Consider the following 12099-nt stretch of genomic DNA (forward strand, 5'->3'; position numbering starts at 1 on the left):
TCCTTACCACAAGGAGCCGTTATGCAGCCGCAACTTCCCCCAGGGTTAGATCGCCTCAGTCAGATCCCCCCACAACAACTTAAAAGCGAACAACAGCAGTCTCAGCCAGCGAAAACTGCGGTGCATGTTGGCACGCAACAAGGGCAACAGCAGTGGCCGCAACTGCAGATGCCCCTCGCGCAGTGGCAAGTGGTGCGCATGTTGTATCAACCGAGCAGTCTAACCGCGACTCGTCCCGAACCTCCCTATAGCCAAGCCACTTCGGCGCAGCAGAGCAGCCCTGCACTGCAGTTGCGGGGTGATGGGGTGTTGCAACTGCGCGTCACCATTGATGGCCAAGTGCAGCAGATCAGCTGGCAGATCCAACATGGCGAAGCGGTGTTGCTCGCTTCCACACTTAATAAACCAGACGATATTCAGCTCTTGCCGAGCCTCAACGGCGGCTGGCGTGTGGTGGTTAATCGTGGCGAAGTCAACGAGCCGGTACAGCTATTATGGCGTTTGGATCATGGCAACCCAATTACTCATCAAAAGGGGCAGCTGGCCGCTCGAGTCTGGGTCGGAGCTTTTTTGGCATTGGTGCTGCTGTTGCTGTTGATTGTTTAAGCAAATGGCCATTTAGGTGTGTTTATACGTGGGAAATCACGCTATTTAGGTTTAAGAAAAAAAAATTTCTGCCGAGGTGGAAATTTTTTTTATTGGATCTTTAAGAGCACAAATTGGATCGCCGTTTCCAATTAGTGAAAAGAGAACAGCATTACCAACTGAGGGAATTACCATGCTATCTATCCACACTAATTACACGTCTTTGCTAACGCAAAACAACCTAAACAAAACAGCTTCTGGTATGGACCAAGCGATGCAGCGCATCTCAACCGGTTTTCGTATCAACTCTGCATCTGACGATGCAGCGGGCCTACAGATTGCAACTAGCCTACAATCGCAAGTAAATGGCCTAACGGTTGCTTCGCGTAACTCTCAAGATGCAATCGGTCTGCTACAAACTGCAGAAGGTGCATTTGATGAGATGACTAACATCGCACACCGCATGAAAGACCTAGCCACCCAAGGCGCGAACGACACCAACGATGTCAACGAGCGCGCTGCAATGAAAGCTGAGTGGGATGAACTACAAGACGAACTTGTCAGCATCATGGAGAACACTGAGTTTGGTTCTGGTAATAACCTACTGAGCGATTCAGGTAAGCTATCAGAAGCGATGACATTCCAAATTGGCGCATCAGATCAAGAGCAGTTGACTGTCGATGTATCAGATCAGCTAGCGGCAGTTCAGACTGCTGTTGACGCACTAGCGGATGGTGATTTTGATGATTCTGCTGCTGCTTCGGGACTAATGGGCCTTGCTGATGCGCTAACTGATGCTACTGGCGATATCCGTTCTTCACTGGGTGCGAACATCAACCGTCTAGACCACACCATTACCAACCTTGGTAACATGCGTGAGAACACTGAAATGGCGAAAGGCCGTATCATGGATACTGACTACGCGGTTGAGTCTTCAAACATGATGAAGAACCAGATGCTAACGCAAATGTCTATGTCTATGCTTTCTCAAGCAAACGGCATGTCTGGCATGGTAATGAGCCTAGTAGGCTAATACCTATGGCTAAATCAGCGTAGTTAAAGGAGGGTGGTGAGGCGACTACGTCTACCATCGTCCAACGCTGCTAAAAAACCGCCTCTCTGTTGAGGGCGGTTTTTTGTTTGTTTATTGAGCGTTAAACGGCTAATTATCTCCCTTTATTGTTTACTCTTTTTTGTTAAAAAAGCCTGTTTTATCTTCCACTTATTCGCCTGTCGTTTGGCTTAAGATCACTTAAGTCTCTTCTCGCTTGTGTCGCTGTATATCCATAGTTTACGCGGTTTTACTTTGTTGCACTGCTCGTTGCCTAGCCTGTTGCTTTATTTGTTGCAGCGGCTGTTGTGTAGCAGCGGAAACGGCAATGCCCACTTCCGCCTATCGGAAGCACCACTTCCGCTCGCAGCGTTCGGCATTTCTGCCGTTCTTGCAAAAATCGCCGTTTTTAGCGTTTAAACCCAATTAGTGGCAAGAAGTGGTCAAAAAACCATGTTTTTAATATTGGAACACTTCTTGCATTTACCCGTTAGCTTATTCGAGTGCGTAATGCACCAGGGAGACAGTTATGTCGATGATGGATCCGGCGTCGATGGCGCGACAAATGGTGATGCTGCAGCGTCAGCCGTTTGATATTCAGTATGCTAGCCAAAAGCAAGGCTATCAGGCGCAGCTTGATGCGTGGAAAGATATCGATTCGGCCTTTAGCCGTTTTAGCTCCGCATTGGGCGGCTTAAACAGCACAGATAGCAGCTTTGTTAAAAACAGTGCCACGCCAAGTGAAGAGGGCTTCTTTAACGCCTCTGCCAATCAGTATGCGCGTGAAGGCTCGTATGATCTGTTTGTTAGCCAATTGGCGAAAGCGCAGCAAGATGCCTTTACCCTAAAAGGGGATGCGCTGCCAGAAGAGGGCGAGATCACCATTGAGCTGGGTGGCGAAAGCATCACCGTCGATTTTGCCCAGTTTAATGCTGAGGGCGATAAGAATGTGCAGGATTTAGCGGACTTTATCAATACTGAAGCGGACGATTTAGGCGTTGAGGTCTCCGCCACGGTGGTACAGAGCGGCGGTGAGCGCAGTTTGGTGCTAACCAGTAACGAAACCGGTGAAGAGAATGCCTTTACGGTTAGCTCAAACGATGATTTCAGTGAGTTCTTCGCAGAGCGCCAAGAACTAAACGCGGCTCAGAATGCCATTGTTTACCTGGGTGGTGAAGATGGTCTGAAGATTGAGAACAGCACCAATACTATCGATAACGCCATTTATGGCGTCACCATCGAACTAACCAAGGCGCAGCAGTCAGGTGATGAGCCAATCACCTTGGTGGTCGGTAGCGACAAAGAAGCCTCGACCGATGCGGTGAAAGAGTTTGTTGATGCTTATAACGCTCTGGTCAACACCCTTAATAAGCACACTAAAACTGACTATGCGTTAGAAAACGACGAAGATGATGGCTCTGATGACGACGATGATGACGATAACAGCATCACCATTACCCAAGCGGGCGCGCTAGCAGGCGATGGCACTGCACGCGGCTTGAAGAATATGCTTAACAATGTCACCCGTGGCCAATTTGATGAAGGCACGCTATACAGCATCGGCATTGAAGCTAACCGTGACGGGACATTAAAGATTGACTCGGCACGCTTTGAAAAAGCCCTGAATGAAAATCCAGAGAAGATCGATGCGATTTTCTTAGGCGAAAATGGTGCTATCGCCTCGCTGGAAAAAGCTATAGATCCCTATACCGGTAGTGCCAACTCAGGCGGTAACTTGCTAAAGAGCCGCCAAGATACCCTGCAAGGCAATATCGATCGCGTTGATGAGAAAACCGAACGTCTCGATAAACGTATGGAAAGTACTTACAACCGCTACTTGCGCGAATATACCGCGATGCAGCAAGTGATGTCACAGATGGCTAACACCAGTGGCATGTTCATGTTTTAAGGAGCACACAAAATGTTGATGGATGAGAACGGCTTTGATGCGTATCACCAAGTAAATGTAGAAGCCCAAGCCGCTGCCGCCAGCCCGTACCAATTGGTGATGATGTTGATCAATGGTTTTATGGACAACCTAGAGCGAGCAGAAGGCCACATGCAGGCCAAACGCTTTAAAGAGAAAGGTGAAGCCGTCACGAAGTGCATTGACATTATTGGTGGCCTGAACAGTGCGCTGGATATGGAAAAGGGCGGCGAGCTAGCTAAGCAGATGAGTGGGCTGTATGAGTTTTGCAGCCTGAAACTGTTTCAAGCCAGTTCGCGCAATGACCTTGAGGTGCTGGGTGAAGTGAGAGCGGTAATGGGCAATGTTCAAGAAGCATGGCAGAACTTCGGAGCGACACATGGATATTAATGCCACGTTGCTACGCCGCATCGGCGCTAAGTTACAGCAGTTGGTGCGTGATGATGCGTGGGATGAGGTGCGCAAGCTGGATCGACAAATCCATAAGCTGTTGTTGGCATTAAAGCAGCAACCGGATTTGGCGCAGAGCTTGAAAACCGAGTTGCTTACTTTGAAACAGATCCACCTCGATGCGATGACGGCCTGCGAAATAGAGAAAACGCGCGTTGGTCAGCTATTAGCTAACTATCAGCAGCAACGTGAAGGCGTCTCAGCCTATCACAATGTGGAATTGGGCGGTGGCGCATGAGTACCGTAGGTTTTAATGCAGGTTCAAGCTCAGCAGCGTCTGGCAATGCCTCAGCAAGGGGATCAGCGCCCATTGCGAAAGGGCAAGCTGGCGCACAAGGCGAAGGGGGGGATCTGTTTGCCCAGCTGTTGGGGTTACCTCAAGCGTCGTTAGAGGTGGGTAGACAATCAGATGGCATCTTTAACGGTATGCCAGAAGATCGCGAGGCGTATTGGTTTGATCTTTACGATCAACTTAAGGGCCTTGCTGATGGTCAAGATTGGGTGTTTAACCACGATCAACCTCTGTTAGATCAACTGCCCCCGGAAGGACAGTACCGCGTACTTAACGTGGTTAATCAGCTCGGTAGCACCTTGCGTGAGCAAGTGATTGGCATGATGCGTACGGCCGATGGCTTGCAAGATGTGTCGGTACAAATGGCACGTCAATCGGGTCAATTTGCTGCGCACCTGTCTCAGCCTATGGCGGCGGATCTGATGCCAGCATCGAGCTTAGCTGGTGGCACGGCGGCAGCGAGCGCTGGCACTGAGCAGTTGAACTTTATGCAGGCCATGGAGCGCATTATGGCCAATGCGATGACGCCAGTCACACCAGAGCTGCACAAGTTGGATCTGGCCGATGGGCAGGTGTCGTCACTGCATGTGTCTCTGTTAGCACAGTCGGCGCAAAACGGTGACGGTGCAGCGCGTGCTGAGTGGGCGCCAGTGAAAATGGATGCCAACCAGCAGCAGTGGGGTCAGCAGATGGTCTCGGTGCTGAAAGAGCGAGTTGAACTGCAGATGAAACAAGACGTGCAGCAGGCACGCATCCGTTTAGACCCGCCTCATTTAGGTGCACTGGAACTGTCGGTGCGCATGGAAGAGGGCAAGATGACAGTACAGATCAATGCCGCAGATCCAGCGCTGCGAGAAGCCTTGCAGCAAAGTGTTGAGCGTTTGCGAGCTGAGCTGGAAGGCAAGCAGCTGGCGGGTGGCAATGTGAATGTGGATGTCGGTGATAGTTCGCCAGAATCAAATCCTGAACAGGCTACCCCATTGGATATTGCTGCTAACCCTCTCTCTTTGGATGCGGAATCGGTGATTGAACCGATCACCCCGACATCATCACTTTCAATGCTACAGCGAGCCAATCGTGTAGCCCATTTGGTTTAAGGAACTAGCGATGACGCGTGGAAATAAAATTGGATTGAGCTTAGTCATTGCCGTGGCAATTGCGATCTCAATTATTGGTGTAACAGCATTTACGACTTACTCGTTATTGAGTGGCGATCAACCGGTGTCGATCAGCTTCTTTGGTGGGTCAGATGAAGATAACCGTGTGCGTTTCACCAACTTGGATAAATTTGTTATTTCAATTGACGGTGCAGAGCGTACCCACTTTTTAATGTTGGAAATGTCTCTGAAAACCAGCTCTGAAGAAGCGCATGATGCGTTGTACGAGTTTAAGCCGTTAGCACGCAACGTACTGTTGCGTATGTTTAGCAAGAAAACCTACGAAGAGCTTCGTGAAATAAAAAATATTGAGTTGCTTGAAGGCCGTGTCCATCAAGAGCTAACCATGGCACTGGTACAAAACGGGTATAACCACCGCATTGATGAAGTGCTGTTCACTAAGATGGTGGTTCAGTAAAGCAGGGAGTGGTGAGATGTTAGACGCGCAGTCAATCACACATGAAGACGATTATAGTCAATGGCAACAACAACCCACCGCGGTGAATGAAGAAGCCATTATTCGCAAACACTTAGGAATGGTAAAGCGGATCGTTAACCAGCTTCGTCCGCATGTCTGTGGCTCTATGGGGCTGGATGACATGGAGCAGATCGGTTTGATGGGATTGCTAGAAGCGATCCGCCGCTATGGCGATATGGATGATAACTTCCAGTATTTCGCTGTGCGCCGTGTTCGTGGTGCCATATTGGATGAGCTGCGTCGTCGTGATTGGCGTCCGCGTCAGCTGCGGCAAAAGGTGCATCAGCTCAATAACAAGACCAAACTGCTTGCCAAAGAGCTGAAGCGTAATCCGACGGAGCATGAAGTGGCCGCCGCCATGGACATAGATCAAGAAGAGTATCATCGCTTGTTGTATGCCGCACAAGCCGAAGAGCTGCATAGTCTTGAGCAACTGTTTGAAGACGGACAAGTGTTACATAGCCTCGATTATGAAGATCGTGGCGTGCGTAACATGATTGATGAAAATTTGCTGACCTTGGCGCTGCAACAGTTGCCAAAGCGTGAGCAGCTTATTCTCAGCCTGTATTACAAACATGAAATGAGCTTAAGAGAGATCGCTTTAGTGCTCAAGCTGACTGAGGCACGGATCTGTCAACTACATAAACAATCACTAAAAAACCTACAGGTAGTGATCAAACACCTGCAGTAGAGGTACTAACATGCAAAAAATAATGGGTCTTTTGATCATCATCGTCTGTGTCTTTGGTGGTTATGTGGCTGCTGGCGGATATTTAGGCACGATGTGGCAACCTGCGGAGTTGCTGATCATCTTAGGTGCGGGTGCAGGTGCGACTGTGATTGGCGTCTCGGATAAAGTCATCAAAGAGATGTGGGAACAAACCAAAGGACTAATGGATAAGCGTGACGAGCGTAAGCTTTATCGTGAATTGCTGTCACTAATGCACCACTTGTTAGAGCAGGTGCGTACTGGCGGTATGCGAGTCTTGGATGAACATATTGAAGACCCGTTCCAATCGAGCTTGTTCCTTATCTACCCTGAAGTGTTGGAATACCCTCACCTAGTCACCTTCATTAGTGATAATTTCCGTTTGCTGGCGATGGGCAAAATCTCCTCGCATGAGTTGGAAGGGATGTTAGAACTTGAAGTGGCAGCGATTGAAGCCGATATGCTGCAACCATCAAAAGCGATGCACAAGATTGCTGAAGCGATGCCAGGCTTTGGTATTTTGGCGGCGGTAATGGGCATTGTTATCACCATGAGTAATATCGATGGTGATATGTCAGCGATTGGTGTCAGCGTTGCTGCAGCCTTGGTAGGGACATTCCTAGGTATTTTCTTCTGTTACTGTATTTTCGATCCACTCAGCAGCGCGATGGAGAAGCGTGTTCGCCGTGAGATTTCTGCGTTTGAGTGCGTGAAAGCGATCATGGTGAGCTTTGCGGGTCAGAAACCGTCGCTGGTTGCCGTGGATGCGGGGCGTAAATTGATCCTGCTTGATGTCAAACCAACCTTCGCGGAAATGGAAGCGTGGGTTACGCAGCAGGTATTCCAGTAATGCGCAGTCAACATCAGACAATCGTTGTAAGGCGAGGCGTTCGGCGTAGTGACGACGGTGGCCATGGTGGGGCGTGGAAGGTGGCGTTCGCTGACTTTACTTTGGCGATGATGGCATTTTTCTTGGTGATGTGGGTGCTGGCAGCTGCAACCGATGAGGAAAAAGCGGAAATTGTTGGTCACTTAAGTGGTGGCAGCCAAACACAGAACCCTTTTGCTGCGCTGTTTGAAGATAACAGCCCATTTGTGATGGATATGGGCGGTAGCGCCCTGCCTGCGGCGGTGCCGGGGATGCCATATAACCCAGCGAATATGGGGAACTCGTTAACCACAAGTGTGGTCGGTGGCGATGGCGACAGCTATGGTGGTTTGGGTGAAGAAGGCCCGTCACTGGTGGCAGGCCGTTATGAAACCCAAGAGCAGATGGTGTTGCTGGGTGAGTACTTGAAAGGGCAAAGCGATTTCTTATCGGCATCGGATGTGATGACGGTGGATGTCGTACCGCAAGGGCTGCGCATTTTGGTTAACGATGACAAAGATAAACCGATGTTTAAACGTGGTCAGGCGTATATGACGCCTTACTTTGAAGATCTGTTATTGGCGTTGGCCCCAACATTTTCTGTGATAGAGAACCCGCTGATGATCACCGGTCATGCAGATGCCGCAGCGTTTACCACCGCGACAAGCGGCAACAATTGGGAGTTGTCAGGCCGTCGTGCGCAAAAAGCGCGTCGCGTGTTGGAGTATGGTGGTATGCCTGCTGAACGTGTGGTTCAGGTGTCAGCAATGTCAGATACCATGTTGTTAGATAGCGAGAATCCCACCAGTGATATCAACCGTCGCATAGAGATATTGGTCTTGAACAATAACAGCGAACAAGCGCTGTATCAGTTATTTGGTCGTGAAGCACCCAACCCGTTAGATGAAGCAAAAAGGGTCGCAGAGCAAAACCGACCAATAGGGTAAGACTGTTCGATGCTTTATCCTAAAAGACGGTGACGGTTTTATTAAGCCAGTAGCGCAAGCTGCTGGCTTTTTTATTGATGGCTAGAGGGAAGGCAAAAAGAGGATTAGAAAAAATAGAGTACCCAAGAGGCGATGGCAGTGAGAAAACTCGCAAAGGTAATTGTAAAGCGCAGTGCGTCATCCTCAAATCGCCGTGCACGGATACTACCAACACGCAGTAAAATAAGGTTATAGGTTAGCAGCAGCAATGAAAGCAAGATACTGATCTTTCGTGGTAAATAAAACATCTGCACCCAAAAGCCGATCAGCAGAATCCAGTTAGTGGCAATCAACAGAATGAAAATCTGTTGTATGCGATCTGCGCCATTACGAATAAATTCCGTTTGTGGTGTGCCTTTTTTTCCTGCCATAAGAATCGTCCAAGATATAAACCCTGTAGGAAACCAAACGACAGTAGTGAGATAAGACTTAAACGTGTTGGGCTTTTTCTTGAATGAATTCCAGAAATAGACGCGTTTTAGTGTGATTGTAATCTAACTTTGGATAGTAGGCATAGGTGGCTTGGGTCGGTTTTTTAATCTCTGGGAGCACAGGAACCAGTAAGCCTTTATCGAGTTCACGATGGATGTGTTTTTTTCCAACTAGTAGAATCCCCATGCCACTTACCGCAGCGCCAATCAAGGCTTCTGGGTTGGGACTGGTAAAATTACTTTTTAATTTCAATCGAATATCGTTTTCGAAATCATGTTGCTGCTCAAAGCGGGCTAAACCAAAAAGGAGAAAATTATGCTCTATCAGATCGCTAGTGGAAGTAATTTCTGGGTGTTGGGCCAAATAGTGCGGTGAGGCAAAAAAGCTGGCTTGGAAGTCATACAGTTTTTTGGCGATGTAACTGCTGGAATTGAAGTCGGCTAGCTCGCGGCTAATAAAGATATCTAAGTTGAGGTCGGGTAGCTCTCCGGGGGTAATCGTATGCAGCTCCACATTGAGCTTGGGATGCATCGCCATAAACTCGGCTAAATAACTGACTAAAAAACGACTTCCTACCGCTAAGGGAGCGCCGATACGAAATACGCCGCTGACTTCGCCAAAGGTCGAGTTGGTTTCGGCAATGAGCTGATTCCACTCTTGCAGTAAACGCTGGCTCTTAATGTAAAACAACTCTCCTGCATCGGTCAGTTTCAAGCTGCGGGTGGTACGCTTTAGCAGTTGCACCCCGAGCTGTTGCTCTAGCCAAGCAAGGCGTTTGGATAAGGCTGAACTGGTGGTGTTTAGAACGGTCGCGGCTTTGGCTAACGTGCCATTATCGACCACAGTGACAAAGGTCTTGGTGCATGTCATCCAGTCCATATTATCTTCCTTTTAGTTATTTTGTCTTATGGTGACCGGAAGGTAGCAATAACACAAGCTAAGATAATAAAACAGGCTGCAATGCGGGGACTTATAAGCAACCGCATAAAAGCGCTATACCTTATGAGTGACAATAAATCTACGGTTTGCCATGCGGCTTTTGTTACCATTAGGCATGAATATCAAAACGCAACATTTATCACCCCAACGAAATTGAGGCATGGATGAGAAAAGCATATGGAATGACGCTGAGTAATCGCTTAGTGGCGTTTGTGACGATTGTGGTGTTCGCGGCAATGATGGTGCTGTTTATCGGTGGTGCGATGAGCTTTCGTCACCTCGCGGACAATGCGGTTGACGAGCTGTATCGCCGAATGGTCGAGGTGATTGATGAAGAGCTAGAGGACCCACAAAGTGTCCGCACTATCGATAAATGGCTACCGAAGGTATTGCGTTCTGCCAATGTGATTGAGTTTGAGCTATCGAATCAGAGTGGCAGTGTTTTCCACTATACCGTAACGACATATCAAGCGCGCACCACGCTGCGGCAACAAAGAAACTACACCTTGGTACACAACCCTGATTTGCAGGTGCAATTAACATCTGAACCCGCTCTTAGCTATGCCAGTTACTCTCTCAGTGCGATGAGCACGATTACTTTGGCGATTTTGGTGGTTGGAATCGGAATTATCTTTGGTGTGCAGTGGCTAAAAAGGCAGTTACATGGCTCGGAAGTGCTGGAAACGCGTGGACGTATGATCTTAGCTGGACGGTTAGAAGAGTATCAAAGTGGCCGTGTTGAAGAGTGGCCAGTAACGGCCAGTTTGGCGTTGGATCAGGTGATTACAGAGTTGCAAGATGCGAGGCAAGAGCGCAGTCGTTTTGATACGTTTATCCGCACCCATACTTTTCTTGATCAACTCACAGGAGCGGCCAATCGGGTGCTATTTGATAGTCGGTTGAGTGCCCAAGTGAAGGAGCATGACAATACTGGAGCGGTGATTCTCATTCAGATCTTTGAGTTTGATGAGGTCTACGCCGACATGGATAGTGAGCAGACAGATGAGTTCATTAAAGATGTCGCCACGGTGATCACCAGCTTGAGTCAACGCTTCCCAGATTCTGTTTTATCGCGTTATTTTGACGGGCAATTTGCCTTATTGTTAGCCAATCCAACTCAAGCCGAAGTCGGCGCATTCATCAATCAATTGCTTAAAGCATTAGAAAAGTTGCAGCCTCCGCAGCCATTGACGCCGGATAACTGGTGCCATGTGGGAGTGAGTTACTTTAAAGCGGATGAGCGCCGTGGTCGTATTATGGATGAAGCCAATATGGCCCTAAAAAGTGCTCAACTACAGGGTACAAATAGCTGGTTGGCATTTCGTAAAGAGAACCAATTAGTGGAAGGGCGGGGAAATGTGCGTTGGCGAACCTTGTTTGATCATATCTTAGAGCAAGAGAAGATCGTGCTCTATCACCAGCCTGTATTTCGTCATCAACAGTGCATTCATCATGAGTTGCTGGCTCGGATCCGTGATGAAAATGGCATGCTAATCAAAGCATCCCGCTTCCTTCCCGCGATGAAAGAGGTGGGCTATATTTCCCGCTTAGACCGTTTCATGTTGAGTAAGGCATTGAAATTGTTGGCACAGGAAGAAGGGGCGATTTCTATCAATATCAGTGTCAGTTCACTGTCTAATCGTAATTTTTACCGCTGGTTTTCACAGTCACTGCTCGAATGCTCCCGCTCTCGTTTGCAGCGGTTGAGTATTGAAATTTCTGAAGCTAGCGCCGTGGCGTCCATTGATGTGCTGCGCCCGGTTGCGCGTCTGTTGCACGGGCTCGGTGTGGCGTTGATCGTTGACCATGCGGGTCGTTCCGTGGTGAGCATGCACTATATCAAAGAGCTAAAGCCACAGATGATCAAGCTACATCGTAGTTTGGTGAAAGACATTCATCAACGTTCTGAGAACCAACTCTATATCCGCAGCATGTTGGGCTCTGCCACCAATACTGAAGCAGAAGTGGTGGCGGTGGGAGTTGAACGCGACAAGGAGTGGCGTTGTCTGCAACAGTTGGGTGTCAACGTAGGACAGGGACGATTGTTTGGGGCTGAGTTACGTCGCAATATGCCCGACTAAATGGGGCATAACATACTTATTTTAATGATGAAGTGAGAAATGACTCATAGGGTTCAAAAAATAGACTTGATCTACGCGAGCCAATATTATATTTACTCTATTACATATGAATTTGAAGTAATATCACAGAAATATTGATGCCAG

Annotated in this window: 13 protein-coding genes; 11 read left to right on the top strand and 2 right to left on the bottom strand. The window is 48.5% G+C overall.

The annotated features are described in order from the left end of the window. Nucleotides 1-21: 21 nt before the first annotated feature. From ACKLNH_RS12755 to ACKLNH_RS12800, 10 genes are all read left to right on the top strand, one after another. On the top strand, nt 22-606 hold the full coding sequence (locus tag ACKLNH_RS12755) for a hypothetical protein (protein ID WP_413112641.1): 585 nt from the start codon (nt 22-24) through the stop codon (nt 604-606). 172 nt (nt 607-778) lie between these two features. Further along, nucleotides 779-1618, top strand: coding sequence for a lateral flagellin LafA (gene lafA / locus ACKLNH_RS12760; RefSeq protein WP_413112642.1), 840 nt, complete (start codon nt 779-781; stop codon nt 1616-1618). 547 nt (nt 1619-2165) lie between these two features. Next, nucleotides 2166-3545 (top strand): flagellar filament capping protein FliD, encoded by a 1380-nt coding sequence (gene fliD / locus ACKLNH_RS12765; RefSeq protein ID WP_413112643.1) that lies wholly within the window; start codon nt 2166-2168, stop codon nt 3543-3545. 12 nt (nt 3546-3557) lie between these two features. Beyond that, entirely contained in the window at nt 3558-3953 is a 396-nt protein-coding gene (fliS, locus tag ACKLNH_RS12770; RefSeq protein ID WP_413112644.1) for a flagellar export chaperone FliS, read from the top strand. Further along, complete coding sequence (locus ACKLNH_RS12775; RefSeq protein WP_413112645.1) at nt 3943-4251, top strand: hypothetical protein; 309 nt, start codon at nt 3943-3945, stop codon at nt 4249-4251. Before fliS ends, ACKLNH_RS12775 begins: the two co-directional genes overlap by 11 nt. Next, the gene (locus ACKLNH_RS12780; RefSeq protein ID WP_413112646.1) at nt 4248-5402 is read left to right on the top strand and encodes a flagellar hook-length control protein FliK; all 1155 of its coding nucleotides are present in this window, start codon (nt 4248-4250) and stop codon (nt 5400-5402) included. Before ACKLNH_RS12775 ends, ACKLNH_RS12780 begins: the two co-directional genes overlap by 4 nt. A gap of 10 nt (nt 5403-5412) precedes the next feature. Continuing rightward, nucleotides 5413-5880, top strand: a complete 468-nt coding sequence (locus ACKLNH_RS12785) for a flagellar basal body-associated FliL family protein (RefSeq protein ID WP_413112647.1) — start codon at nt 5413-5415, stop codon at nt 5878-5880. A gap of 16 nt (nt 5881-5896) precedes the next feature. After that, nucleotides 5897-6631 (top strand): FliA/WhiG family RNA polymerase sigma factor, encoded by a 735-nt coding sequence (locus tag ACKLNH_RS12790; protein WP_413112648.1) that lies wholly within the window; start codon nt 5897-5899, stop codon nt 6629-6631. Between the two features lie 10 nt (nt 6632-6641). After that, nucleotides 6642-7499, top strand: coding sequence for a flagellar motor stator protein MotA (motA, locus tag ACKLNH_RS12795; protein WP_413112649.1), 858 nt, complete (start codon nt 6642-6644; stop codon nt 7497-7499). Next, entirely contained in the window at nt 7472-8464 is a 993-nt protein-coding gene (locus ACKLNH_RS12800) for a flagellar motor protein MotB (protein WP_413112650.1), read from the top strand. Before motA ends, ACKLNH_RS12800 begins: the two co-directional genes overlap by 28 nt. A gap of 104 nt (nt 8465-8568) precedes the next feature. On the opposite strand, the gene ACKLNH_RS12805 is transcribed toward ACKLNH_RS12800, so the two are convergent. Beyond that, nucleotides 8569-8874, bottom strand: a complete 306-nt coding sequence (locus ACKLNH_RS12805; protein ID WP_413112651.1) for a hypothetical protein — start codon at nt 8872-8874, stop codon at nt 8569-8571. Between the two features lie 58 nt (nt 8875-8932). Continuing rightward, nucleotides 8933-9814 carry a LysR family transcriptional regulator gene (locus ACKLNH_RS12810; protein WP_413112652.1) on the bottom strand — a complete coding sequence of 294 codons (882 nt, stop codon included), beginning with the start codon at nt 9812-9814 and terminating at the stop codon, nt 8933-8935. A 224-nt stretch (nt 9815-10038) separates the two neighbouring features. Here ACKLNH_RS12810 and csrD point away from each other — a divergent pair, with 224 nt between their 5' ends. Further along, the gene (gene csrD / locus ACKLNH_RS12815) at nt 10039-11955 is read left to right on the top strand and encodes an RNase E specificity factor CsrD (RefSeq protein ID WP_413112653.1); all 1917 of its coding nucleotides are present in this window, start codon (nt 10039-10041) and stop codon (nt 11953-11955) included. Nucleotides 11956-12099 lie beyond the last annotated feature (144 nt).

The sequence above is a fragment of the Thaumasiovibrio clandestinus genome (genome assembly GCF_047250365.1).
GTDB lineage: Bacteria > Pseudomonadota > Gammaproteobacteria > Enterobacterales > Vibrionaceae > Thaumasiovibrio.

Coding starts and splice junctions, on each gene's coding strand:
- ACKLNH_RS12755 (WP_413112641.1), top strand. CDS start 22: ATGCAGCCGCAACTTCCCCCAGGGTTAGATCGCCTCAGTCAGATCCCC.
- lafA (WP_413112642.1), top strand. CDS start 779: ATGCTATCTATCCACACTAATTACACGTCTTTGCTAACGCAAAACAAC.
- fliD (WP_413112643.1), top strand. CDS start 2,166: ATGTCGATGATGGATCCGGCGTCGATGGCGCGACAAATGGTGATGCTG.
- fliS (WP_413112644.1), top strand. CDS start 3,558: ATGTTGATGGATGAGAACGGCTTTGATGCGTATCACCAAGTAAATGTA.
- ACKLNH_RS12775 (WP_413112645.1), top strand. CDS start 3,943: ATGGATATTAATGCCACGTTGCTACGCCGCATCGGCGCTAAGTTACAG.
- ACKLNH_RS12780 (WP_413112646.1), top strand. CDS start 4,248: ATGAGTACCGTAGGTTTTAATGCAGGTTCAAGCTCAGCAGCGTCTGGC.
- ACKLNH_RS12785 (WP_413112647.1), top strand. CDS start 5,413: ATGACGCGTGGAAATAAAATTGGATTGAGCTTAGTCATTGCCGTGGCA.
- ACKLNH_RS12790 (WP_413112648.1), top strand. CDS start 5,897: ATGTTAGACGCGCAGTCAATCACACATGAAGACGATTATAGTCAATGG.
- motA (WP_413112649.1), top strand. CDS start 6,642: ATGCAAAAAATAATGGGTCTTTTGATCATCATCGTCTGTGTCTTTGGT.
- ACKLNH_RS12805 (WP_413112651.1), bottom strand. CDS start 8,874: ATGGCAGGAAAAAAAGGCACACCACAAACGGAATTTATTCGTAATGGC.
- ACKLNH_RS12810 (WP_413112652.1), bottom strand. CDS start 9,814: ATGGACTGGATGACATGCACCAAGACCTTTGTCACTGTGGTCGATAAT.
- csrD (WP_413112653.1), top strand. CDS start 10,039: ATGAGAAAAGCATATGGAATGACGCTGAGTAATCGCTTAGTGGCGTTT.